The sequence below is a fragment of the Methylobacterium sp. J-068 genome, assembly GCF_022829445.1.
GTDB lineage: Bacteria > Pseudomonadota > Alphaproteobacteria > Rhizobiales > Beijerinckiaceae > Methylobacterium.
On record NZ_JAKSXY010000059.1, the window covers coordinates 203,258 to 228,255 of the forward strand.

Sequence of the window (24,998 nt, forward strand, 5' to 3'; positions counted from 1 at the left end):
CTCCCGTTGCCCGTGCGACGGACAGCCGACTCGGCCGCCGTTCCACCGAACTCGGCCGCACTTGAGCACCGGCCTTCCAAGGTTTCCATCGGTCGCGCGGAAATTCGGGTGCGGGATGCTACGACCGGGCGTGTGTGTCAGGCTTTTCGGAGCGTCGGTCACCGCATCCATCGCGAGACAGCCCGCGAACGTCGCCCGCGCCGCGCGTCAAACGGCGGAGCCATGCCACGTGCCGGCATCGCTCCTCGCATCTCGGTAATGAACCGCAGGTGCCGGGGAATGCCGTGACGCCTGCGTTGCCGTGAGGCGGCACGCCACCAAACCTTGCGAACAACTGCCTGACAGCGACGATTTCATGATCAACAGGGAAATCTGAGAGTTTAAACGCTTACGTTGAAGGCAGAATTGAGAATCGATACCAACGAACAGAAAACGAATTCAATCAGAGATTGAAAATTCAAATTTTCGTGCCTTTTATAAATCCTTATCGCATGTTATAATTGGTCATAGAAGCCGACGAACGACCCTGAAATTTACGAGATTGTCGCATTCTATCGATATATACATTCACAGCAACGTCGATATAAAATTTGATCGGATCAATTTATATTCTCGTGCCAATATTTTTACAGATTATATTTTAATACTTGCGAAATTGAATTTGGCACGTCAGGCCGTCCTTTTTATCTGAACAATTGCGCCATTCGAGGACCATAATTCGAGAATCGAATATTCGCCGCCCATGCCAGCATCGGACGAAAAACAATGGAAAATCTCCCATGCCGTTTTGTATATAGAATTCAATACAAGGGAAAAGTTTGCTTCAATTCGATTTATACTGCCCAGAAATAAATTTGACATACAGGATGAATTTTATTTTAAACCTTGCTCTGCTATATGAACTCACTTACCACACTTGCCGAGAGCTAGGTCGAGATCTCGGATCGTATCCGTTCCTGAATCCTGCCTAGCACGCGCAAGAGCGTTTATCCGCAAACCCAGTCGTCTCAGAGACTTCGTTATTGGACAATATTTTACAATTGCCGTTCGCCGCCTCGGCGACCCACATGCTGCGACTGATCGAGGATCAGGCTCAGATCGGAGTCTGGTGCGTCAACCTGCATGATTCCACGACAATCATGTCGGACGGCCTCCTGCGCATCGCCGGATTGCCCCATCCGAGCAACAACACCGATGCCCTGATCGACCTCATCCATCCGGCGGATTGGAGAATTCGAGAGGAAATCTGGGCCGCCTTGATGTCCGGCCTATGCGCGCATCGTGAATTGCGCATCGTTCGGCCGGATCGGACCGTCCGCTGGATCGAGATCAAGGCGGATGTCGTGCTCGGCCCCGACGGCCAGCCGATGCGGCTGGATGGAATCGTCATCGACATCACGAGCCGACGGGAAGCTGCGCAGTCGGTCGATCGCAGCCAGACGCGCTATCAGGGTCTGGTGCAGGCGATCGCCGCCGTCGTCTGGATCATGAATGTCGACGGGGTCTACTGGCCGTGCCCGAGCTGGTGTGAGTTGACGGGACAATCCGAAGCGGAGTGGCGCCGAGGCGGCTGGGCCCTCGCCATTCATGAGGAGGATCGAGCGCGCGCGAAACAAGCCTGGGCCACCGCCCTCGAAAGACGGGAACCCTACGCGGCCAACTACCGGCTGCGCTGCAAGGACGGGCAATATCGCTGGGTGAACAGCCGCGCCGTACCGTTGCTCAATGCCGATCAGACCGTCCGCGAGTGGATCGGCCTGATCCTCGACATGACGAGTTCCGCCCACACGATCACGCAGCCATCCTGTGCCCGCCTGGAGAACCTGACCGGCCCTCTCGTGCGCGCCGCACGCGCGATGCTCAACTGGTCAATCCCGGAACTCGCCGCGGCGGCCAAGGTCTCGGATTCGAGCGTCAAGCGGTTCGAGGAGAGCAGTGGAAACGTCCTGCGGCCACGAACCAGGGCCGCGATCCGCTCCGCCCTGGAAGCGGCCGGCATCTGCTTCACCGTCCCGTCCCCCGGCGAGGTCGGCCTTCGGTACCGGGCGCGCCCACCGGCGTCGGCTCAAGACTGATCCCGTCTCCGCTCGATCGAATCGGAGCCGGTCTCGCGCGGCGCCTGAGGCAAGCCCAGATCCGCCATCCCGAAGGGATCGACCGGATTGGGTCCGGCAGGGGCGCGAACCGCCGGAGACGGGCTCCTGTCGTCCGGCCGGACATCCTGAGCGCCGGCCGGATCGTTCACGGCGCGACGCTCAACGGGCGCCCAGCAGTTCCACGTCGAAGATCAGGGTGGCGTTCGGCGGGATCACGCCGCCGGCACCGCGCGGTCCGTATCCCTGATCGGGCGGAATGATCAGCGTGCGCTTGCCGCCGACCTTCATGGTGGCGACGCCCGTGTCCCAGCCGGCGATGACCTGGCCGGCGCCGAGGGTGAAGGTGAAGGGCGTGCCGCGATCGCGCGACGAGTCGAACTTCTTGCCCGGCTTCCCGCCGTCGTCGAGCCATCCGGTGTAATGCACGCTGACCTTCTGACCGGCCTTCGGCTCGGGACCGGTGCCCACGACCTCGTCGCGGTACTGGAGGCCGGAGGGCGTGGTGATGGTCTCGGCGGATGCGGATGCGGTCATGGCGAGGATCAAGGCTCCGGTGAGGGCGTAGAGCGGACGGCGCATGGGGGCTGAGGTCCTGTCTGGCGTGCCGAGACCGGGCAGTAGCACGGACGGGACGATGCGTCAGCGGCTTTGCCCGAGACGCGCCGCACGAGACGCGCCGCACGAGACACGCCTTCCCGAGAAGCGCCTTGGCCCGAGACGCGCTTCAGCGGCGCCTCAGCAGGCGCTTGACCTCGCCCCGCGCCTCGCCCTCCAGCCGCGCGAGGCGCAGGCGCTGGTCCAGGCTGACGACGTGGCGCCCCCCGCCCGGGACGGCCACGACCTCGACGACGGTTTCGCGCTCCCGGTAGAGGCTCTCCAGGACGCAGTCGCCCGTCGTCGCGGAATCGAGGCGCTCCGCGAAGGCGTCGTCGTGCAGGGCCCGCACGATCTCGGCCTCCAGGATCAGGCCCGGCGCCTGCGCGCGCGCCGCCTCGTCGTAGGCCGTCTTCAGCAGGTAGGCGGTGCCGCCCGAGAGCAGCGCCAGGCTGACCGCGAGCACCCGCCCATCCAGGCGCAACGTATCCGCGCGGACCCGGACCGGCCCCGCCGTTTCCGCGAAGAGCGCGCGCGCGAAGGTCGCGTGGGCGGGCCGGCACGCCATGGCACTGCCGGCCTCGCCCTTCCAGCCCGCCGCTTCGAGCGCGAGGAAGGCTTCGCGCGCCTCCGCGAGCGCCGGCCCACCGGTGGCCACCGCATGGGTCACGGTGCCGCCCTCCGCGAGGCGCCGCCGGCGGCGACGCAGGTCCTTGAGGCGGGCGCGATGCGGATGTCCTTCGAGAAAGGCCTCGTGATCGACGCGCCTGTCGAGGACGGGCCGCGCGAAGCGCGCCACCTCGCCCTGAGCCCATCCGGCCGCGGCCATAGCGGCCATGAGGTCCCGGCCCAGCGCGTCCGACGCGAGCAGCGGCCAGCGCCAGGGTCGTCCGCCCGAAGCCTCGCGCAGGCCCTCGACGAGGGTGGCGAGGATGGCGGGTCGCTCCGGACCGGCGGCCACGAGGGGCGCCGTCGCGGTGATGAAGGGGGACACGAAGGGGAGTGCGACCGGCCGGCCGAGGCCGCAGATGTCGTAGGAGATCCGGAACGGCAGCAAGGCCTCGATCCGCCCCGGACCACGAACGACGAGGATCGAAAGATCGGGGCTGGCGAGACCGCTCTCCGCATGCGCCTGCATCACGTGGCGGCCGTAGAAAGGATGCGCGTCGCCTGCTCGCGCGGAGAGGGCGTCCCAGGCCCGCGCCTCCGCGCCCAGGGCAGAGAGCGTCGTGATCGCGTATCCGGGGCTGGACGTGGCCCTGGCGCTCCGGGCGGCGATCATCGGGTGCTCCGGCCGAAATCGGACAGCTGGACGGGCGTCGTCAGCCCGTGGACGGACTTGGCCGCCAGCGCCATGGCGATGGCCCGGGCCACGGTGGCGAGCGCCATCGCGAGCGCGGCGCCCAGAACTCCGAGGATCGGGATCAGCGCGAAGCACAGGCCGGCCGCCAACACGAGCATGCCCACGGTGATGAAGGCGGCGAGCCGCTCACCGCCCAGCATGTTGAGAAGGTCCTCACCCGGTCCGAAGGCACTCGCGACGATGCTGCCCGCCACCAGGACCGCGAGGATCGGCAGGCTGTCGTGAAACTCCGGGCCGAACAGCCTCAGCAGGAGCGGCGCGGCCGCGAGCACCGCCGCACCGATGAGGATCGTGGCCGCCAACGTCAGGCGCGCCTGCATCCGAACCAGCGTTGCGAGCCCGCGCCGGTCGCCGGCCGCGTGGGCGGCGGTGAAGCGCTGGGCCGTGGCGGCCGTGGCGGCGAAATGGACGAAGACCACGAATTGCTGGATGCGGGTCGCGGCGAAGTAGAGCCCGACCGTCGCGGGCGAGGCGAGCAGGCTCAGCACCACCACGTCCACGAAATTGAAGCCGGCACTCGCCAGATCACTCGCGGCGATCGGCAGGCAGGCCCGAAACCAGCGCCGCCACGCATAGTGGCGCGGGCCGGCGGCAATGCTCGCCCGCAGGCGCATCACCAGGAGTCCCGCCTGGACCGCCACGGCCAGGCCGGTGGCGACCAACGTGCACAGGACGGCGATGCGCGCCTCCGCCGGTGCGCCCAGACCGATGGCGATCAGCATGGCCGCCATGATCAGGCCCTGGCGCAGCAGGTAGGGCGGTGCGATGGCGAGGACCGGCCAGTTCTGGCTGCGGGCGATCCCCTCGCAGTAATCCTGCAGGGCGAAGAGCGGCAGGACGAGCGCCGCGACGAGGAGCGGGGCGGCGTAGAGGCCGGCCAGCAGGGAGCCCTCCACCCAGACCAGGCCCAGACCGCCGAGCGCGACGGCGGTCGCACAGGCCAGGGTCACGCTCAGGCCGCCGAGGAGATAAGCCCGCATGGCGGCGTCATCGCCGCGCGCCTGATCGGCGGGCAGGAACCGGCAGGCCCCTTGCGAGAGGCCCAGGGTCGCGGAATGTCCGAGGATTGCGATCCAGACCCAGATCGCGGCGTAGATGCCGTACTCCGTGCCCCCCATCAGGCGGGCCATCAGGACCTGCGCCCCATAGGCGAAACCGGCGGCCGCGATGCGGATGGCGAAGACGTCGATGGCCGCACCCGCCGCTCCAGTGCGCAGGCGCGCCAAGCGGGCGACACCCCCCCGGAGGCCGGATGTCCCGATCCTGTCCGTCGCGATGCTCAACGCAATGCCCCCACTCGCGCCTCCAGCCTAGCAAGCCCCGTGTTGCCGGCCGGTTAAGCGATGAGGTTAAGGCTTCGCCGTTAGGGGCCCGTCGGCGCCGGCGGTCCCTTGACGCTGGCCGCGTCCTTCGGGGGGGCGAGGGTCAGGGCGGGACGCCCGGCGCTGCCCGTGGCGGCCGGGTCCGGCTGGAGCAGCGAGAGGGTGATGGCGCGGGTGACGTGCTCGGCCATGCAGCGCAGGCCAAGATCGTTCAGGCGAAACTGCGTGCCGAGCAGGTGTCCCTCGCCCTTGTCGTTGCGATGGGCGAGGTAGCGCATCGCCTCGTAGCGCTGCACCAGGGGCACCCCCTCCCGCAACGCCACGTCCTGCACCTTGCGCACGAGGTTGGTGTAATATGTGTCCTTCGCCAAGCTCGCCGTGTAGACCGGGCTGACCAGCACCACGTCGATCTCGTGCCCCTTGATCCACTGCACGGTTTCATCGAGGGCGCTCCCGAACGCCTCGAGGTCGACGCGCGCCAGGGCATCGTGCGAGCCGACCTGCCAGATCACCAGGTCGGGTTCCAACTCGGCCACCATGCCGCGCAGGCGCTCGCCGGCACCGGACGCGATCTCGCCCTGCAAGCCACGGCTCTCGACGACCACGTCGACATCGGGCAGCGACCGTTCGAGGGCCGTTTCCAGTTTCACCGGATAGGTGGCGGAAGCCCCGAGCCCCATCGTCGAGGAACCGATGGCGAGGACCCGGACCGGGCGCTTCTCCTTGAGGGCGGCCTTCACCGCCACGAGACGGGCCAGGGTGTAGAGCTTCGAGCCCGGAACGCGGCACTCCGGCGACAGGGTGACGTCGACGGCCTCCGCATCGGCGGCGAGAGGGGAGACGCTCGGCGGCGAGACGACCGTCGGCGCAGCCGGGGCCGGGGCCGGCTTCGTCTCTCCTTCCCCGGAAACCGACGGCTGCTGATGCGCCGAGGGTTCCTGTCCGAGCGCCACCCTCCCGCCCCCGAGGCAGGCGAGCGTCAGGCTCAGGGCGAGGACAGACGCGGCTTGCGGGAGCGCCATTCGACGAACCATGCGGTGAAACCCAGTGCGAATAGGCCGAACCCTACGACGAAAACATCGACGACGACACCGCCACCCGTCCAGAACCTGACAAGTTGCGCGGCGAGGCTGAGCAGCGAGCCGATGGAGAAGACCGCCAGGGAGTTTCGCCCGAGACTGGCGAGGAAGGTCGTCACCCATCCGAGGCGCGGCGCGAGGACGGCATAGAGCGTCTGAAAGGCGAGGAGCACGCCGAGGAAGTGGATCAGGCGGGCCGGCGACAGGTAGGTCTTGTCGAAGGTGAAGACGAGGCGCGGATCCGGCACGAGCAGGGGATCGGGCCGCAATTCGAGCACCGACAGGACGATGCCGGTGAGCACGATCAGCACGCCGACGGGCACGAGGCGGTGCGCCCAGCGCTTCAGCCAGGGCGAGGTGCGGCTCCAGTCCTGCGCGGTGAAACCGAGGACCAGGAGAAGCTGCCAGCACAGGGGATCGAAGAACCAGTCGCCCTCCCCCGGCCAGGAGGGCAGGTTCCACTCGAAGACCAGGCTCGCGGCATAGAGCCCGAAGGAGAGGGCCAGGGCGGCAAGCCGGCTCCGGCGCCCGATCAGCACGAAGACCGGCGCGATGCCGAGGAGCACCACGTAGAGCGGAAGGATGTTGAAGAAGCCGAGCTGGTGCGTGAGCAGCACGAACCCGACCATGGTCTGGATCGGATCGGCGAAGAACCCGCCGGCATTGTGCCATTCGAGCAGCAGGGGGTTGTCGAGCAGCAATGCGGTGCCGGCGATCATGGCTAGCGCCAGCGCCATCGTGGTGATCTGGGCGCGATAGACCTCAATGGTGCGGGACAGGAGTCGCAGCACCGTCTTCAGCCGTGGCTCGGGGGTGCCGTCGCGATTGCGCGTGGCGATGCCGATCGACCAGCCGGCCAGGAACACGAACAGTTCGGCGGCATCCGAGATGCCGTACTGGGAGTAGGTGTAACGCTCGAACGTGTTGCCGGGAATGTGGTTCACGAAGATCGTGACGAGGGCGAGCCCTCGCCAGAAATCGACCGCGTTCGGTTCGCGCATCGGTAATCCGCACTCCGGCACTTCGACGGGACAGGGGCTCAACGGGCTGGACATGCAGGCCGCGCGGCGAGGCCCGGCCCTGATACGGTGCCCCCGGCGATCTGCAAAGGGCAGGCCGCGCGCAAGCGGCGATTTGGGAACCCGCGCCCCGGCTCGCGGCTTCGGATGGAGGCATGCCTGGGGCGCGTCGGCGCGCGGGCCGGCCGAGCCAGACCGACGCCTCGGACCAGATCCGGTCGATCCCCTCGGGATGGCGGATTCGGGCTTCGCTCAGGCGCCGCGCGGGCTGAGCGAAACCGGCTCCGATTCGATCGAGCGGAGACGGTCTCGGGGGCTCATCCCCTGCCGCCTGTGGCATAAATATCGAGGACGCCTGGGGGTGGCGCGCTTATGGTCGACATCGTTGTTCAGGACCCGGAACCCTTCATGCAGAGTCCCGTCGCAGGCGATGCCGCGCCAATCCCGACCGGAGTGGCCGGGCTTGATGAGATTCTCCACGGGGGTTACGCGGCGCAGCGCGCCCATCTCATCGAGGGGCGTCCGGGCAGCGGCAAGACCACGCTCGGCCTGCAATTCCTGCTCGAGGGCCTGAATCGCGGCGAGCGCGGGCTCTACATCACCTTGTCCGAGAGCCGGCGCGAACTCCTCTCGGTGGCCGAGCGCCATGGCTGGTCGCTGGAAGGCCTCGAGATCTACGAGCTGGTGCCGCCCGAACTCAGCCTCGATTCCGAGCAGCAGCAGAGCCTCATCCACGCGTCCGACCTCGAACTCGGCGAGACCGTGCGGATGGCACTCGCCGAGATCGAGCGCGTGAATCCGGTGCGGGTGGTGTTCGACAGCCTGTCGGAGATCCGGCTGCTGTCCCAGGGCTCGCTGCGCTACCGCCGTCAGGTGCTGGCGCTCAAGAGTTATTTCCTCCTGAACAACGCCACCGTGCTGATGCTCGACGACCTCAGCGCCGAGGATGACGACCTGAACCTGCACTCGATCAGCCACGCGGTGCTGCGGCTGGAGCAGGTGATTCCGGCCTACGGCGCCGGACGGCGGCGCCTCCACGTCATCAAGATGCGCGGCACGCCCTACGAGAGCGGCTACCACGATTTCGTGCTCAGGCGCGGCGGCGTGCGCGTCTTCCCGCGCCTCGTGGCGGCGGACCACCACACCACCTTCGAGCCCGGCACGATCGCCTGCGGCGTGCCGGAACTCGACGCGGTCCTGGGTGGCGGCCTCGATCGAGGCACCACGAGCCTCATCATCGGGCCCTCGGGCGTGGGCAAGTCCACCCTGGCGCTCGGCTACCTCATGGCCGCCCTCGATCGGGGCGAGCACGGCCTCGTCATCAGCTTCGACGAGACCCTCGGCATCCTGATGCGCCGCGCCGCCGGAGTCGGCCTCGACATCCGCCGCCACCTCGAATCGGGCCTGCTGCGGATCGAGCAGATGGACCCGGCCGACGTCTCGGCGGGCGACTTCGCCGGGCGCATCCGCGACGCGGTGGAGACGGACGGGGCACGCGTCGTCGTGATCGACAGCCTCACCGGCTACATGAGCGCGATGAGCGATCAACCGCATCTCGTGCTCCAGATGCACGAGATGACGACCTACCTGAACCAGCAGGGCGTGACGACGATCCTGGTGCTCGCCCAGCACGGCATGGTCGGGCGCATGGAAGCCCCCGTCGACCTGACCTACGTCAGCGATACGGTGGTGATGCTGCGCTTCTTCGAGGCTGGCGGCCGGGTGCGGCGCGCCCTCTCGGTGCTCAAGAAGCGCACGGGCGCGCACGAGGACAGCATCCGCGAGTTCCGGATCGACGCACAGGGCCTGCGGGTGGGGCGCGTGCTCGAGGATTTCCGCGGCGTCCTCACCGGCGTGCCCACCTACGACGGCGATCGCGAGGCTCTCCTCAGCGACCGGCCGTCTCCCGCCACGCCGATCACGGACACGACCGCCGGACCTCATGGCGTAGCCGGACCTCATGGCGCAGCCTGACCCCATCGCGCTGATCCTCGCGCCCGGCGGCCGGGATGCCGGGATCGCCGCCGCGATCCTGGCGGAGGTCGGCATCGCCTCGCGGATCAAGGAAAGCTTGGCGGACCTCGTGGCGGATCTCGACGCCGCGGCCTGCGCGGTGATCACCGAGGAGGCCCTGCTGCGCTCCGATCGCCGGGCGATCGCCGAATGGTCCGAGCGTCAGCCGCCCTGGTCGGACTTCCCCTTCATCCTGCTCAACCATCGCGGCGCCTCACCGGACGAGCGCCTGACCGGGCTGCTCGGAAACGTGACCTTGCTGGAGCGGCCGTTCCACCCGGCCGTGCTCGCCAACGCGGTGCGCTCGGCCCTGCGCGCCCGGCGCCGGCAGTGGGAGGTCGCGGCCCATCTGGACGAGCGGCAGAAGACGCACGAGCGTCAGGCGCTGTTGATCCGCGAACTCCATCACCGCGTGAAGAACACGCTCGCGACGGTGCAGGGGCTGCTCGGCGCGACGGCGCGCTCCACCAAGGACGTCGAGACGTTCTATCAGTCCTTCTCGAACCGCATCGTCTCCCTGGGCAAGACCCACACCCTGCTCACCGAGGATTACTGGCAGACGGCCCCCTTGCACGAACTGCTCGAGAACGAACTCAGCCCGTACAACGACGCGGAGACCCAGCGCATTCGCCTCGACGGACCGCCGATCGAACTCGCCGCCGACCTCGCGGTGCCCACCGGGATGGCCTTCCACGAATTGACCACGAATGCCGCCAAGCACGGGGCCCTCTCCCTGCCGGAGGGGCGCATCACCGTGGCCTGGAGCGTGACGGCGGGAGAGGCCGGCCGACGTCTCACGCTGGATTGGACGGAATCGGGAGGCCCGTCCGTCAAACCGCCGCAACGCAAGGGCTTCGGCTCGACGCTGCTGCAGCGGGTGCTGGCGCAGCAATGCAACGCCACCGTCACGATCGACTACGCGGCGGCGGGCCTGCGCTTCCACATGGATGCGCCGCTCCCCGAGGAACGGTTGGTCCCGAGCTACTGACGGGCCGAATCGGCGCCGTCATCCCAAATCCGGTCGATCCCTGCGGGATGGCGGATTTGGGCCTCGCTCAAGCGCCGCGCGGGCTGAGCGATCCTGTCTCCGCTTCGATCGAGCGGAGACACGATCAGTCGAGATAGTCGCCGTATTTCTCGACGTGACGCGCAAGACCGAGCCCGTGATCGCGGACCAGGCGCTCGGCCCGCTCTGAATCCCGCGCCTCGAGCGCCTGAATGATCTCGACATGCTCCTTGATCGAGTTCGCGGCGCGGTCGCCCTGCCGTAGGGCGGTGTTGCGGATGCCGCGGACATGCATCAGCAGGTTGCTGGTGATGTCCTTGATCACGTCGCAGCCGCCCAGCGAGATGATCTTCTGGTGGAAGCGGATGTTGGCATCCGAGTACTCGTCCATGTGATCGGACGGGCGGCCCTCGTAGAATTCCGGAAAGTGCTCCCGCAGGCAGCGAAGCTGGTCGTCGGTCGCGTATTCGCAGGCGAGACGCGCCGCCATGCTCTCCAGCGCCGACCAGGCCTGGATCATGGCGACGATCTCCTTCTTGGACTTCTTGATCACGAAGACGCCACGCCGCGCCTCGAAGCGAACGAAGCCCTCCTGCTCCAGCACCGTCAAGGCTTCGCGCACCGGCGTGCGGCTGACACCGAGATCCTGCGAGAGCTTGCGCTCGTCGAGTCTCACCTCTTCGCGCTGGCTGTAGATGTTCATGTTCGTGATGGCTTCTTTCAGCGCATCGTAAGCCAGGGCACGCAGACTCGACGTCGCGGCGAGCGGCTTGATCTGAAAGGTCGTCGACTCAACCATCGTTACACCCGAAACAATCACAAGAACGCTGACGCCGCGCACATTTGGGTCGGAGGATGCCGAACCCGATCACGGAACACAAGGAAACCGACGCCTTTGATCCGGGACAAGATTTGAATAGGCCCCCTGCAACGGAGACATGGCTGTTTGAACACGCGAATGCGTGATCGGCCTCCGCACCGTTGCGCGCGCGAGGCCACGTCCAGCCTCGCTCCAGGTCGGATCGCGATCCGGTTTGACACTTGGTATTTGGTATGCCACCATTCTTGAACTGGCAATCGAAGAGTCAGGACCGGCAGCGAGACTCCGAACTCAATCCCAGAGGCGTCCGACCTCGATCTGCGCGGCACGCCGCCAAGGTTTCGGCGTGCGGCCACCCGTCGAGAGCGGCCTTCCGATTGCGGATGAACGGATCGCGCAGTCGCATCCAAGACGAATACTTCATCGTGACAGCAAGACTTTTGTCTCGCCACGACATTCCAACGCAGACGATACGCTTCAAGAACGGCGCACAAATCAATAACAAGCGCCTCAACCGGAGGAAATCATCATGGATAGAACCGCTGTCTCCGAGCAGTCGCACGCCGTCGCCGGGGCGAATTCCGGCGCGCACGCCGAATCGACCCATGAGCGCGAACAGACCGATGGCTTCCATCTCGTCATCGACGCCCTGAAGCTCAACGGCATCACCAACATCTACGGCGTGCCCGGCATCCCGATCACCGATCTCGGCCGCCTCGCGCAGGCCGCCGGCATGCGCGTCATCTCCTTCCGTCACGAGCAGCATGCCGGCAACGCCGCCGCCATCGCGGGCTTCCTGACGAAGAAGCCCGGCATCTGCCTCACGGTCTCGGCGCCCGGCTTCCTCAACGGCCTGACGGCGCTCGCCAACGCCACCACCAACTGCTTCCCGATGATCCTGATCTCGGGCTCCTCCGAGCGCGAGATCGTCGACCTGCAGCAGGGCGACTACGAGGAGATGGACCAGCTCGCCATCGCCAAGCCCCTCTGCAAGGCCGCCTTCCGCGTGCTGCACGCCGCCGATATCGGCATCGCCGTCGCGCGCGCCATCCGGGCCGCCGTGTCGGGTCGTCCGGGCGGCGTCTATCTCGACCTGCCCGCCAAGCTGTTCTCCCAGGTGATGGACGCCGAGGCCGGCGAGAAGTCCCTGGTCAAGGTGATCGATGCCGCGCCCGCGCAGCTTCCCGCGCCCAGCGCCATCGCACGCGCCCTCGACGTGCTGAAGGGTGCCAAGCGCCCCCTGATCGTGCTCGGCAAGGGTGCCGCCTACGCCCAGGCCGACGAGGAGATCCGCAATCTCGTCGAGCGCAGCGGCATTCCCTACGTGCCCATGAGCATGGCCAAGGGCCTCCTGCCCGACACCCACGCCCAGTCCGCCGGCGCGGCGCGCTCCCTGGTACTTAAGGAGGCCGACGTCGTCCTGCTGGTCGGCGCGCGCCTGAACTGGCTGCTCTCGCACGGCAAGGGCAAGACCTGGGGCGCGCCCGGCTCGAAGAAGTTCATCCAGATCGACATCGAGCCCAAGGAGATGGATTCCAACGTCGAGATCGTGGCCCCCGTGGTCGGCGACATCGGCTCCTGCGTGTCCGCCCTCCTCGACGGCATGGGCCAGAACTGGCAGGCGCCCCCCGCTGCCTGGACCGATGCGATCCAGTCCAAGAAGGAGGAGAACCTCTCCAAGATGGCCTCGAAGCTGAAGAAGAACTCGGCTCCGATGGACTTCCACGGCGCTCTCGGGGCGCTGCGCACCATCATCAAGGAGCGGCCCGACGCGATCCTGGTCAACGAGGGCGCCAACACCCTCGACCTGGCGCGCGGCATCATCGACATGTACCAGCCGCGCAAGCGCCTCGACGTGGGCACCTGGGGCGTGATGGGCATCGGCATGGGCTTCGCCGTCGCGGCCGCCATCGAGACCGGCAAGCCGGTGCTGGCGGTCGAGGGCGACAGCGCCTTCGGCTTCTCCGGCATGGAGGTGGAGACGATCTGCCGCTACGACCTGCCGGTCTGCATCGTCGTCTTCAACAACAACGGCATCTATCGCGGCACCGACACCGACCCGACCGGTCGCGATCCCGGCACCACGGTCTTCGTGAAGGACTCGCGCTACGACAAGATGATGGAGGCCTTCGGCGGCGTCGGCGTCAACGTGACGACGCCGGACGAACTCTCCCAGGCCGTCAACGCGGCGATGGATTCGGGCAAGCCGACGCTCATCAACGCGGTGATCGACCCGGCCGCCGGCACCGAGAGCGGCAATATCGGCAGCCTCAACCCGACCAGCACGGTGCGCAAGAAGCCGGCCTGACCCGGACGCGGCTCTCCGCCCCCGACTCCGCTCACCGACCCGCGACGCGCCGGCCCTCCTCCCCGTCGTGGGGAGGAGTTTGAGGCGGGGCGGGTCGGGCGGCCCTTCCGGGTGCGACCGCTGGGCGGAACCACCCACACCCCCGACCCCTCCCCACAAGGGGGAGGGAGCACGCCTCGCCCGGACTCGGGCGAGGCGTCCCCTTTGGCCCCGGAATCGGGTGGGACCCATGAAAGCCCTGGAAGGCGTCAAGATCCTCGACTTCACCCATGTCCAGTCCGGGCCGACCTGCACGCAGTTGCTGGCCTGGTTCGGAGCCGACGTGATCAAGGTCGAGCGGCCCGGCGTGGGGGATGCCACCCGCCAGCAATTGCAAGACATTCCCGACGTGGACAGCCTCTATTTCACGATGCTGAACCACAACAAGCGCTCCATCACCCTCGACACCAAGAACCCGAAGGGCATCGAGGTGCTCTGGCGCTTGATCGGGGAATGCGATGTTCTCGTGGAGAATTTCGCCCCCGGCGCGCTGGCCCGGATGGGTCTGACCTGGGAGGCGATCCACGCGGCCAACCCGCGCATGATCCTGGCCTCGGTGAAGGGGTTCGGCCCGGGCGCCTACGAGAACTGCAAGGTCTACGAGAACGTCGCCCAATGCGTCGGGGGCGCCGCCTCGACCACCGGTTTCCGCACCGACATCCCGATGGTGACCGGCGCGCAGATCGGCGATTCCGGCACGGGGCTCCACCTCGCGCTCGGGATCGTCACGGCCCTCTACCACCGGACCCAGAGCGGCCTCGGCCAGCGGGTCGACTGCGCCATGCAGGACGGCGTGCTCAACCTCTGTCGGGTGAAGCTCCGCGATCAGCAGCGCCTCGAGCGCGGCCCCCTGCCGGAATACAGCCAGTTCGGCGAAGGGATCTCCTTCGGGGATTCGGTGCCGCGCGCCGGCAACGATTCCGGCGGCGGTCAGCCCGGCCGCATCCTGAAGTGCAAGGGCTGGGAGACGGACCCCAACGCCTACATCTATTTCATCACGCAAGGGGCGGTGTGGCCGCAGATCTGCGACGTCATCGGTGAGCCCGCCTGGGCGACGCATCCGGACTACGCCACGCCGAAGGCCCGCCTGCCCCATCTCAACGAGATCTTCACCCGCATCGAATCCTGGACGATGTCGAAGACCAAGTTCGAGGCGATGGAGATCCTCAACGCTCTCCACGTGCCCTGCGGCCCCATCCTGTCGATGAAGGAGATCGCCGAGGACGAGTCCCTGCGAAAGTCGGGCACCGTCGTCGAGGTCGATCATCCGACGCGGGGCAAGTATCTCACCGTGGGCAATCCCATCCGGCTCTCGGCGAGCGAGACCGAGATCACGCGCTCGCCCCTTCTCGGCGAGCACACCGACGAGATCCTGCGCACGGTGCTCGGTTACTCGGACGCCGATTGTCTCGGAATCGCCGAATCCGGCGCGATCGGCTCTGTCGCGAGGATCGCGGCGGAATAGACCCTCGGCCTCGTTCCGAACTCCTCTCCTGACTCGCGCGGTATCGATCCCCTCGATATCGCGCGTCTTTTTTCAGGAGCCTTCCCTTCACCGATTCGTCGGCGGCTCAGGCGATGCCGGCGAAACGCCCGTTGACGCTGCCGACCACGACGTCGTTGCGGCCCTCGGCCGTGCCGGAATCCTGCGACATCCAATCGGCGACCTTCATGACGAGAACGACCTGAAGCGCGATCAGGCTGACGGTCGTGACGACGATGGATGCGAGCACGGTGAACCCCCTCGATGCATATTGCACCGCCGTTGTGACATGCTGCGTCGCAAGGAGGTATACCACATCCCATACACCAGCTTTGCCTTGGGAGCATGACTGGTCGCGCGCCGGGTCGTGAAAGCCGCCCGTTGTCACGATGATACCGCCTGCCCCCAGGCGCCGAGCGTGCGGGCGTCCCGCCGTCGCAACACCTCGCCGGCATCGGCGACCGGCGCCGTCGGTCGCAGTCCCAGGGCCGTGAGGACGCCGCCGATCACGCCGCCATCGATCCCCTCAAGGGCGAGGCTGGTCAGGCGACCCTGGTCCAGCCGGGCGAGGACGCGTCCGGTGGCGTGGTCGGCGAATCGGATCGTGGTCATTCGCCGAACGCAGTCGCGCAGGAAGCGCATGTCGCCGGGGGCATCCCGCGCCGGCACGCCGAGATAGACGTCGTCCGGGCATTGCGCCTGGATGTTGATGGCCCGGTAGCGGTCGATGTCGAACAGGAACCCGACATCAAGGATGTTCATGACGCCGTTCGCGCCGTAGGCGATCGTGCGTGGCCGCTCGCCCTCCGGCACGCTGTTGTCCAGGAACTCGAAGTAGACCTCCTTGTCCGGACGCAGCACCCAGGTGAAAAACAGGCGCGGCATGCCCGTATAGGCCTCGACATTGTGGGCGAGGAGGTCCTCCACGGCCTTGTAGCGGCCGAACTGCTCGCCGCGTTTCCAGGCCCGCTCCACGGTGGCATCCGGCGGCGTGATCATGAATTGCATATAGACCTGGTGTCCGAAGCGGGTGAGGAGCTGGCCGCCCATCTCGGTGCCGGGATTGACCGTGAAGCTGTCGAAGCGGAAGCGGTCGATGAGCAGGTGCGAGATGCGGCAGGCATCGGCCTTGCGCGCCATGTATCCATCGAGCTTGCGATCGACGATCTCGACCTCGTGCCCCGTCAGCGGCCCGGCATAGCGACGAGCCTCCCCGAGGCTGTCGTAATCCAGCAGGAACTTGCGCCAGACATCCGGCGTGATCAGCGCGAAATCCGACCAGTCGAGTCCCAGAGCCTGCGTCAGCGCCCGTTGATAGGGCCGGATCGTGCTCTTGCCCGAGGCCGACGAGCCCTTCACGTTCATGATGACGGGGGAAGCCTGCGGGTTGAGCCGAACGAAGCCCTCGCGGTCGACCACCTCCTGCACCCAGGGCTCGATCATCTCGCCGAGCGCCTGACTGCCGTAGCCGTTCGAGACCAGGGTGCCCGCGAGTACGGTCAGCAGGTCCTTGTCACGGATGAGGAATCCGCGTCGCCCGATCAGGCTCGCGACCACGCTTCGCAGCGCCGCGCAGGCCGCGAGGTCGAGGGGGTCGCCGGATGCCGTGGCCCGCTGCTGCCAATCCGCGAGGTGCCGCTCGGCGCGGGTCTCGGGATCGGCGGGAAGGCGCCGTGGCGAATCGGGCCGCCGCCGCCGAAACAGGCTGGCCCAGCCCCGGGGACGCGACGGCGCGGTCCCCACGGAGGATTGCGGCTCGCCCAGCATCGCGGCGATCTCGACCGCGAGCAAGGCATCGGACCGCGCGCGAATGGCCGCGAGGTGCGCATCGAGCGACGCGGCATGCGCGGCGATCCCGCCGCGCAGGATCGCCGCGACGATCGCCCGGAAATTCACCCCGAGATCGCCGTAGGTCTGCCCGACCGGAACCGAGAAATCCGCCATCACGCGGATCAGCACCTCGTGGACGACGAGACGCCCGGCCCGGAAGCGGACGAGCTGCGTCGGTGACAGGCCGCTGACGTCGCCCATCTCGAAGGCTTGGCCGAGGGAGGTCTCGACATGCTCGGGCCGGAACACCGTCGCCAGGGGCAGGATGGCGCGCGGCAGGCTCGATTCGAGGCCGGGATTCCAGGGCCCATAGGCGGAATCCCGACAGGGCCGTGCAGGAAGCGCGCGGGCGTCCATCGCTCACCGCTCCATCCGTTTAGAACATGAGCCCGAACCGGTCGGCCTTACCGGTCTCCGATGCGGATCGGGCGCTCAGGCGGCCTGGGTCTCGTCGATGACCTCTAGGCGGAGCTGGTACTGGTCGCCCCAGAGTTCGCCGGCCTTCTGATACCAGGCGGTATCGTAGAACACCCGGCAGCAGAACTCGCTGGTCCAGATGCAGACCGCGATCAGCCGGCCGTCGACCACCTTGACGTGTCGGCTGATGAGGCCGCCGGTGATCCCGGTGGAGGGGCACATGTCGATGCTGGTCATCCCGTAGCTGTTCTCGCCGCTGAAGATCACGGGGCAGTCGAGGATCGCCAGATAACGCATAGTGCCGTTTCCTTCTCTCACAACCCGAAGGCCACGCGGCGCCGACGGGCAAGCGTCAAAACCTGTATTCAAACGTCTACAGGGTCAAGATCGTGCCATCGCCAAAAGTATTGCGTGGCACAATAACGTTATTGCAGCGCATGATCTTTCGAGCGTGCCCTTCAGCGGCCGTCAGTTCGCGATCCATGCGTCACGCTCGCAGACCACGGGATCTCCAGTCCTCAGGCGCCCCCGTCCGGCCCGGATCCTCGGCGACACAATCCCAGATGCTCTGAACCGAGTGCAGGCACAGCCCGTCCATGATCGCGATGTGGTTGGTCTTGTGGGCGCAGAAGGCTTGCAGCCGGTCGGCCGGCGTGGTCCGGACGTCGACAGAGACGAAGTCGTTCGTCGTCAGCATCCAGACGAGACGGTCGAGAACATCGAGGCCCTGTTCGGCCATCGCGCGGAAGATCTCGCGCTCGGTCAGGATGCCGATGAAGGCGCCGTCGCAATCCTCGCGGTCACCGTCGACGACGATCACGGCATCCACCTCCGGATCGGACAGGACGCGCACGGCATCCCGCACCGAGCGGTTCATGCGGAGATAGCGCACGCCGTCGGTCCTGCTGCCGGTCTGCTGGCTTGCCGTCACGGCGCGGCTCCTCCGAACGCAACGAATTCTTGTTGCCTCCACGCTGGTATACAGAATTTCAGCTGTCAACGGACGAGGGGAACTATCCTGCATCGAACGTGAGACAGAAACCTCGTTCTGTCGTGCGGTCCCCCGGGACGTTCCTCATCCGCCGTGCGGTCCGGTGACAGATTTTTCCACTTTCGAGCGGAAATTTTACGCTGCGACGCAGCATAAACGGGTCCTTGCGATTGCGCGCCGACCTGAAGCGCTCCGATCGCCGGTGATGGACCCGGGCGCGAGGCGCCGCACCGAGAACCCGGGCGATGGGCGCAAGACCTTGCACGATCTTTCATTCCACCCCTGGGCCTCGCATGCGGCGCGGCGTTGCCGACGGGACCGGAATCGATCCGGTCGGCGGGCTTCGAACCCATCGACCGGCTCGATTCACGACGCGAAACAGCCCCTGAAACCGAGCCGCGATCTACTTCCCGACGCTTCAGGGAAGCTTCACGCAGCAAGAAAAAGCGGGTTCGCGGCCCCTTCTGTTGCATTGCGGGATCAAATTTTCGGGATGAAACTCTTGACGACCGCGACGTCGCGAGGGAGGCTGGTATTCCACATACCAAGCCGGCATCAAGCTCGGCGCCAGCGGCCTTGACGCGAATGACGGTCGAAGAACCGCACGCGTCCTTCGTTCCAACGGAACTATCGGAGGAAAGCATGTCCAGGACGGAAACCACGACCGAGCGCGTATCCGACGGCTATCGATGGGGACAGCTCGTCATCGGCGTCATCTGCATGGTGATGATCGCCAACCTGCAATACGGCTGGACGTTCTTCGTCCCCGACATCCAGAAGAAGTTCGGCTTCGATCGCGCCGCGATCCAGTGGGCCTTCACCCTGTTCGTGCTCTTCGAGACCTGGCTGGTTCCGGTCGAGGGCTGGTTCGTGGACAAGTACGGCCCGCGCGTCGTGGTGCTGTTCGGCGGCCTCCTCTGCGGCATCGGCTGGGTGATCAATTCCTACGCCACCTCGCTGAACATGTTCTATCTCGGCCAGGTCGTCGCCGGCATCGGCGCGGGCGCGGTCTACGGCACCTGCGTGGGCTCGGCCCTGAAGTGGTTCCCGGACAAGCGAGGTCTCGCCGCCGGCATCATCGCCGCCGGCTTCGGCGCCGGCTCGGCGCTGACCGTCGCCCCCATCCAGTGGATGATCGCCGACCACGGCTTCCAGGCCGCGTTCTTCAACTTCGGCATCGGCCAGGGCCTCGTCGTCTGCGCGCTCGCCTTCTTCTTCACCTCGCCGAAGAAGGGCCAGGTTCCGGAGGTCGTCGCCAACGCCAACATCATCCAGACCCGGCGCAACTACACCCCCGGTGAAGTGGCCCGCCAGCCGATCTTCTGGCTGATGTACTTCATGTTCGTCATCGTGGGCGCCGGCGGCCTGATGATCACCGCCAACCTCAAGCCCATCGCCTCCGACATCGGCGTCGACAAGGTGCCGGTGACGATCATGGGCATCACCATGGTGGCGATCACCTTCGCGGCCACCATCGACCGGGTGCTCAACGGCCTGACCCGCCCCTTCTTCGGCTGGGTCTCGGACAAGATCGGCCGCGAGAACACGATGTTCATCGCCTTCGCCATGGAAGGCTTCGGCATCTACATGCTCTACCTCTGGGGCCATGACCCGCTGTGGTTCGTGCTGCTCTCGGGCTTCGTGTTCTTCGCCTGGGGCGAGATCTACTCCCTCTTCCCCTCGACCTGCACGGACACCTTCGGCACCAAGTTCGCCGCCACCAACGCCGGCCTGCTCTACACGGCCAAGGGTACGGCGGCCCTCCTCGTGCCGGTGGCGAACTACCTCCAGCAGGCGACCAACAGCTGGGACGGCGTGTTCCTGGTGGCGGCCGGCGCCAACGTCCTGGCCTCGCTCCTCGCCATCGCGGTGCTGAAGCCCTGGCGCAAGCGGGTGGTGGCCCAGGCGCTCGCGGTCTCCGACGACGCCAAGCCCGCGCCCCGCGTCGTGGTGGCCTGACGGCTCGAACCACGATCGTCATCGCGAAGCGCGGGGGCCGGACGCCACGTCCAGGCCCCCGCGCCGTTTCCAGGACCGACACGATCCCTCATCGTCCCGCAGGAGTGCCCGATGCCACCGCTTCCCTGGAGCCCGATGCACACGGCCCCTTCGGTCGCCGACCGGGTCTGGCTCAACCACCTCACCCTCGGCCCGATCCTGGCGGAAGGCCGGCCCGGTCGCTGGTACGCTCCGAGCGCGGCGCGTCAGGTCTGGCGCTGGTACCGGCCGGCGGGGGCGGAGGCGCTGGAACCCTTCAGCGGCTGGCTTCCGTTCGAGGCCCTGGCCGTGGAGCAGGCCGGCGAGGAAGCGCCGGCCGAAACCGATCCGTTCGGCGGCCTCAGCGGCGCGCGTCCGTCGCCATCCGGACGGCGAGCGCCGCCAGCGCCGTTCCCATGATCCAGCGCTGCACGACGGCGAAGGACGGGCGCCTAGTGAGGAACAGCGCGATCGAGCCCGCCGAGATCGCGATGGCGGCATTGACGAGGACGCTGATGACGATCTGCGTCATCCCCAGGACGAGGGCCTGACCCAGCACGCCGCCCTGGGCCGGTTCGATGAATTGCGGCAGCAGCGACAGGTACAGGACCGCGATCTTCGGGTTCAGGAGATTGGTCAGGAATCCCATGAGGAACAGCTTTCCCGGCCCGTCCTTCGGCAGGTCCCGGACCTGGAAGGGCGAACGGCCGCCGGGCCGCACGGCCTGCCAGGCCAGCCAGAGCAGGTAGAGCGCGCCTCCGATACGGATCGTGTCGTAGGCATAGGGCACGGCGAGAACGAGTGCCGTCAGGCCGAAGGCGGCGCAGGCCATGTAGAACACGAAGCCGAGGGCGACGCCGCCAAGGGAGATCAGGCCGGCCATCCGCCCCTGGCAGATCGACCGCGAGATCAGGTAGACCATGTTGGGTCCCGGCGTGAGGACCATTCCGAGCGCGACGGCGGCGAAGGCGATCAGGTGGCTGGCGTCTGGCATCGTGCATCCCTGCTTCTCGGGAGGATGCCCAGACGCGCGGCGGAAACGCCGTCGCGCTCCCCGATGGTGGCCCATCACAAGCGTCAGTCACGCGTGGCGACGCTCATCGTAGCGATCCCGGTCCCGGCCTGTAAAGCCTGCCGGACATGGGCCGACCGGACATGGAGCCTCGGGCCAGCATCGGTCGGCAGGTCGGCGGGCATCCGCCGAACCGCGATGAGACCGAATGTCAGACCGCCGGCACGGCCGGCGCGCGGCGTCCGCCCACCGGATGGATGCCCGATTCCGGGCCGGCATGGCCGGAGGGCGGCAGGGTGTGCCGCTCGGCGGCATCGGCCAGCAGCTCCGACACGAGGTCGGTCTGCGAGACGATCCCGACGAGGCGGTCGTCCGGGCCGACCACGGGCAGGTGGTGCAGGCCGGCATCCGACATCCAGAGCACGAGGTCGGCGATCGGCGTCTCGGGCCGTGCGCAGGTCACGGGCGCCGTCATGATGTCCTCGACGCAGCCATGGGGCGCGCGGCCCCGGGCAAGCGTCAGGCGCAGGCGCCGCTTCGGGCCGAGGCGCGGCCCGGTTTGGTCCCACCGCGTCTTGTCGAGGAGGTCGGTCTGAGTGACGATGCCCAGCACCCGGGCGCCCTCGTCGGTCACCGGGAGGGCCTTGATGTGGTGCCGGCGCAGCAGGTCCAGGGCCTCGTGCAGGGGCGCCTCGGGACCGATGGCGACGACGTCGCGGGACATGATCTCGCCGCAGGTGGCCTGACCCGAGCGGCGCCGGTAGGAATGCAGCTGCGCCTGGAGCAGGATCGCCTCGAGGTCGGTCCGGCGCACGTCGAGGACCTGGTCGTAGTCCTTCAGCACAGCGTCGAGATCGGAGGCCGTGATCCCGGCGCGGGCCGAGGGCAGCGGGTCCTTCGTGCCATGGCCGGCGGGTGCCTTCGGCGACGAAACCTTCGAGAAGGTATGCGGATAGGTTCGGCCCGTGAGATTGTTGAACAGCAGCGCCACGGCCAGCAGCAGCAGTGAGTTGGCGCCCACGGGCCAGAGGACGAAGCCGTAGCCGAGACCATGGATCGGCGCGCCGCCGAGCACCGCCGTCAGCGCCACAGCGCCGCTCGGCGGATGCAGGCAGCGCAACGCCATCATGAGCGCGATCGCGACGCCGATCGCGAGCGCGGCGGCGATATAGGGATTGCCCACCAGGAGGGCGGCGCTGACTCCGACGAGGGCCGCGATCACATTGCCGCCGAGGATCGACCAGGGCTGTGCCAGGGGGCTTGCCGGCACCGCGAAGAGCAGGACCGCCGAGGCGCCCATCGGGGCGATCAGGATCGGCAGGGCCGAGCCCGAACCCACGGCGGCCTGGCTGATGAGCCCGGTGACGAGGATGCCGAGCAGGGCGCCGCCGGCCGAGCGCAGGCGCTCGCGCAGGCTCAAAGGCGCCGCTTCGGGAATCAGAGTGCGGAGGGAGCTTCGCATCGGGAGGATCGACCTCGCGTTCGAGACCGGGGAGCCGCGCACGGACACGATGCGCATGCCGCATCCGCGGTATCGCGGACAGGCCCGAGCCGCGTAGAGGACGGGCGCGGGACGCGTCAAACGAAGACGGCGCGCCTCGCGGCGCGCCGTGGTGTTCATCGCGCGGTCGGATCGATGACCCGCCGCGTCATCCGCACCTCAGACGGCGCGGGCCTGGTGCAGGCGCTCGATCTGCTGTTGGGTGTAGCCGAGGTCGAGCAGGACCTCGTCGGTGTGCTCGCCGAGCAGCGGCGAAGACTTCACCTCGACCGGCATGTCCGAGAACTTGATCGGGCTTCCGACCGTCAGGTACGAGCCGAGCTTCGGGTGCGGGACCTCGACGATGGTGCCGCTGGCGCGCAGGGACGGGTCGACCGAGAGCTCCTTCATCGACAGCACCGGCGAGCACGGGATGTCGAACTTGCGCAGGATGTCGACGGCCTCGAACTTGGTCTTGTCGGCCAGCCACGCCTCGATCGTGCCGAAGATGTCCATGATCTTGTCCTGGCGAGCCCGGGCGGTGCTGTAGGCCGGGTCGTTTTCCCATTCGGGCTTGCCGATGGCCTTGCAGATCGGGGCCCAGGCATGGCCCTGGATCGTGAAGTAGATGTAGGCGTTCGGGTCGGTCTCCCAGCCCTTGCACTTCAGCACCCAGCCCGGCTGGCCGCCGCCGCCCGCGTTGCCGCCGCGCGGCACCACGTCCGTGAACTCGCCGTGCGGGTACTGGGGGTATTCCTCGAGGTAACCGAGGGCATCGAGGCGCTGCTGGTCACGCAGCTTGACGCGGCAGAGGTTGAGCACCGAATCCTGCATCGAGACGGCGACCTTCTGGCCCTTGCCGGTCTTGTTCTTCTGGTGCAGCGCCGTGAGGATGCCGATGGCGAGGTGCATGCCGGTGTTGGAGTCACCGAGCGCGGCGGCGCTGACGGTGGGCGGGCCATCCCAGAAGCCGGTCGTGGAGGCCGCGCCGCCGGCGCACTGCGCGACGTTCTCGTAGACCTTCAGGTCCTCGTAGTGGTGGCCGTCCGAGAAGCCCTTCACCGAGGCGAGGATCATGCCCGGGTTGAGCTCCTGGATGCGGGCCCAGGAGAAGCCCATGCGGTCGAGGGCGCCGGGTCCGAAATTCTCGACCATCACGTCGGACTGCTTGATGAGGGTCTCCAGGACTTCCTTGCCCTCGGGGGTCTTGGTGTCCAGCGTCAGCGAACGCTTGTTGGAGTTGAGCATCGTGAAGTAGAGCGCGTCGGCATCCTCCACGTGGCGAAGCTGCGTGCGCGTCACGTCGCCGGCGCCGGGCCGCTCGACCTTGATCACGTCGGCGCCGAACCAGGCCAGCAGCTGCGTGCAGGCCGGACCCGCCTGGACGTGGGTGAAATCGATGATCTTGGTACCCTCGAGCGGCTTGCTCATCGTGGCGTTCTCCCTGTCGGTTGAGACGTTGACTTGGTCTGACGGTCGCCCGGTCGATCCGGGTTCTTGCGTTGGCCGCGAGGCGGCTTGGGTCCGGCGCGCCGCCCTCAGGCGACGCGGGATTCGAGGTCGGCCAGGCGCCGGCGCAGGTCGCGCTCGTCGGTCCAGCGCTGGGTCTCGTCGCGGATGATCGCGGCGATGCCCGTGACCTGGTCGTCGGGGCCGTGGATCAGCCCGACCGTGAAGGCGATGGAGAGGGCGTGGCCGTCCTTGTGGATGGCCGGCACCCGGAGGACGTCGGCGCCGTACTTGGTCACCCCCGTCCGCATGGTCTGGGCGTAACCGTCCCAGTGGCGCTTGCGCTGGCGCTCCGGGGTGATCAGATCGAGGGACTGGCCGATCGCCTCCTCCGCCGCGTAGCCGAAGATGCGCGTCGCGGCCGGGTTCCAGACGGTGATCGCCCCTTGCGGATCGGACACCACCACCGCGTCACCGGCCGCCGCGACCAGCGCCGCGAAGTCGATTTCCGGTGGCATGGTCAGGCCGCCCGCGACCGGCTCCGCGCGTTCCAGTGTCGGGGCGGGACGTTGGGGTTCAGCGGCATGAGACGCTCCTCTGTTCTCCGTCGAGCCGAGGCCCGGACGGTGGCGTTGCGAGGACTTGCTGTGACGAAGACTTGCTTTTTGCCTGCTTCCGTCGTTGGTATTTGGTATGCCAA

At 67.3% G+C, this 24,998-nt stretch carries 21 protein-coding genes and 1 riboswitch; of the genes, 7 read left to right on the plus strand and 14 right to left on the minus strand.

Translation table 11 applies throughout. The features are described from left to right. The first annotated feature begins 1,067 nt into the window (after positions 1–1,067). On the plus strand, positions 1,068–2,075 hold the full coding sequence (locus MKK54_RS07140; protein ID WP_244010089.1) for a PAS domain-containing protein: 1,008 nt from the start codon (positions 1,068–1,070) through the stop codon (positions 2,073–2,075). A gap of 180 nt (positions 2,076–2,255) precedes the next feature. On the opposite strand, the gene MKK54_RS07145 is transcribed toward MKK54_RS07140, so the two are convergent. From MKK54_RS07145 to MKK54_RS07165, 5 genes are all read right to left on the minus strand, one after another. Then, positions 2,256–2,675 (minus strand): FKBP-type peptidyl-prolyl cis-trans isomerase, encoded by a 420-nt coding sequence (locus MKK54_RS07145; protein WP_055957076.1) that lies wholly within the window; start codon positions 2,673–2,675, stop codon positions 2,256–2,258. 145 nt (positions 2,676–2,820) lie between these two features. Further along, positions 2,821–3,972 carry a GNAT family N-acetyltransferase gene (locus MKK54_RS07150; RefSeq protein WP_244010090.1) on the minus strand — a complete coding sequence of 384 codons (1,152 nt, stop codon included), beginning with the start codon at positions 3,970–3,972 and terminating at the stop codon, positions 2,821–2,823. Further along, entirely contained in the window at positions 3,969–5,330 is a 1,362-nt protein-coding gene (locus MKK54_RS07155; protein ID WP_409564141.1) for a lipopolysaccharide biosynthesis protein, read from the minus strand. Before MKK54_RS07155 ends, MKK54_RS07150 begins: the two co-directional genes overlap by 4 nt. An 86-nt stretch (positions 5,331–5,416) precedes the next feature. Further along, positions 5,417–6,397 (minus strand): SGNH/GDSL hydrolase family protein, encoded by a 981-nt coding sequence (locus MKK54_RS07160; protein ID WP_244010092.1) that lies wholly within the window; start codon positions 6,395–6,397, stop codon positions 5,417–5,419. After that, complete coding sequence (locus MKK54_RS07165; RefSeq protein WP_244010093.1) at positions 6,361–7,455, minus strand: OpgC family protein; 1,095 nt, start codon at positions 7,453–7,455, stop codon at positions 6,361–6,363. The genes MKK54_RS07160 and MKK54_RS07165 overlap by 37 nt, the downstream gene beginning before the upstream one ends. Positions 7,456–7,881: 426 nt before the next feature. On the opposite strand from MKK54_RS07165, the gene MKK54_RS07170 reads away from it, so the two are divergent. Then, positions 7,882–9,447, plus strand: coding sequence for an ATPase domain-containing protein (locus MKK54_RS07170; RefSeq protein ID WP_244010094.1), 1,566 nt, complete (start codon positions 7,882–7,884; stop codon positions 9,445–9,447). Continuing rightward, a complete protein-coding gene (locus MKK54_RS07175) occupies positions 9,434–10,474 on the plus strand; it encodes a sensor histidine kinase (RefSeq protein WP_244010095.1) in 1,041 nt (346 codons plus the stop codon). The genes MKK54_RS07170 and MKK54_RS07175 overlap by 14 nt, the downstream gene beginning before the upstream one ends. Before the next feature lie 124 nt (positions 10,475–10,598). On the opposite strand, the gene MKK54_RS07180 is transcribed toward MKK54_RS07175, so the two are convergent. Continuing rightward, positions 10,599–11,291: a GntR family transcriptional regulator gene (locus tag MKK54_RS07180; protein WP_244010149.1), complete on the minus strand. Its 693-nt coding sequence runs from the start codon at positions 11,289–11,291 to the stop codon at positions 10,599–10,601. A 550-nt stretch (positions 11,292–11,841) separates the two neighbouring features. Between MKK54_RS07180 and oxc the strand changes: the two genes are divergently transcribed. After that, positions 11,842–13,620, plus strand: coding sequence for an oxalyl-CoA decarboxylase (oxc, locus tag MKK54_RS07185; RefSeq protein ID WP_244010096.1), 1,779 nt, complete (start codon positions 11,842–11,844; stop codon positions 13,618–13,620). A gap of 229 nt (positions 13,621–13,849) precedes the next feature. Continuing rightward, positions 13,850–15,124: a formyl-CoA transferase gene (gene frc, locus MKK54_RS07190; RefSeq protein WP_244010097.1), complete on the plus strand. Its 1,275-nt coding sequence runs from the start codon at positions 13,850–13,852 to the stop codon at positions 15,122–15,124. Positions 15,125–15,230: 106 nt separating this feature from the next. Here the strand turns inward: frc (MKK54_RS07190) and MKK54_RS07195 are convergent, their stop codons facing one another. The 4 genes from MKK54_RS07195 to MKK54_RS07210 all read right to left on the minus strand — a co-directional run bounded on the left by MKK54_RS07195 (position 15,231) and on the right by MKK54_RS07210 (position 18,320). Then, entirely contained in the window at positions 15,231–15,392 is a 162-nt protein-coding gene (locus MKK54_RS07195; RefSeq protein ID WP_244010098.1) for a hypothetical protein, read from the minus strand. A 134-nt stretch (positions 15,393–15,526) separates the two neighbouring features. Next, positions 15,527–17,329, minus strand: coding sequence for a zeta toxin family protein (locus MKK54_RS07200; protein WP_244010099.1), 1,803 nt, complete (start codon positions 17,327–17,329; stop codon positions 15,527–15,529). 75 nt (positions 17,330–17,404) lie between these two features. Next, a complete protein-coding gene (locus tag MKK54_RS07205) occupies positions 17,405–17,686 on the minus strand; it encodes a hypothetical protein (protein ID WP_244010100.1) in 282 nt (93 codons plus the stop codon). Positions 17,687–17,876: 190 nt separating this feature from the next. Further along, a complete protein-coding gene (locus tag MKK54_RS07210) occupies positions 17,877–18,320 on the minus strand; it encodes a CBS domain-containing protein (protein WP_244010101.1) in 444 nt (147 codons plus the stop codon). Between the two features lie 702 nt (positions 18,321–19,022). Here MKK54_RS07210 and oxlT point away from each other — a divergent pair. Both oxlT and MKK54_RS07220 read left to right on the plus strand, forming a co-directional pair. Next, positions 19,023–20,339: an oxalate/formate MFS antiporter gene (gene oxlT / locus MKK54_RS07215; RefSeq protein WP_244010102.1), complete on the plus strand. Its 1,317-nt coding sequence runs from the start codon at positions 19,023–19,025 to the stop codon at positions 20,337–20,339. A gap of 111 nt (positions 20,340–20,450) precedes the next feature. Next, entirely contained in the window at positions 20,451–20,777 is a 327-nt protein-coding gene (locus tag MKK54_RS07220) for a hypothetical protein (RefSeq protein WP_244010103.1), read from the plus strand. Here MKK54_RS07220 and MKK54_RS07225 read toward each other — a convergent pair. The 4 genes from MKK54_RS07225 to MKK54_RS07240 all read right to left on the minus strand — a co-directional run bounded on the left by MKK54_RS07225 (position 20,719) and on the right by MKK54_RS07240 (position 24,816). Further along, a complete protein-coding gene (locus MKK54_RS07225) occupies positions 20,719–21,351 on the minus strand; it encodes a LysE family translocator (RefSeq protein WP_244010104.1) in 633 nt (210 codons plus the stop codon). The genes MKK54_RS07220 and MKK54_RS07225 overlap by 59 nt on opposite strands. Before the next feature lie 19 nt (positions 21,352–21,370). Then, positions 21,371–21,452, minus strand: a riboswitch (ZMP/ZTP riboswitch). Between the two features lie 128 nt (positions 21,453–21,580). After that, complete coding sequence (locus MKK54_RS07230; protein ID WP_244010105.1) at positions 21,581–22,831, minus strand: HPP family protein; 1,251 nt, start codon at positions 22,829–22,831, stop codon at positions 21,581–21,583. Between the two features lie 198 nt (positions 22,832–23,029). Continuing rightward, entirely contained in the window at positions 23,030–24,280 is a 1,251-nt protein-coding gene (gene frc / locus MKK54_RS07235) for a formyl-CoA transferase (RefSeq protein WP_244010106.1), read from the minus strand. 107 nt (positions 24,281–24,387) lie between these two features. After that, complete coding sequence (locus tag MKK54_RS07240) at positions 24,388–24,816, minus strand: PAS domain-containing protein (RefSeq protein ID WP_244010107.1); 429 nt, start codon at positions 24,814–24,816, stop codon at positions 24,388–24,390. Positions 24,817–24,998 lie beyond the last annotated feature (182 nt).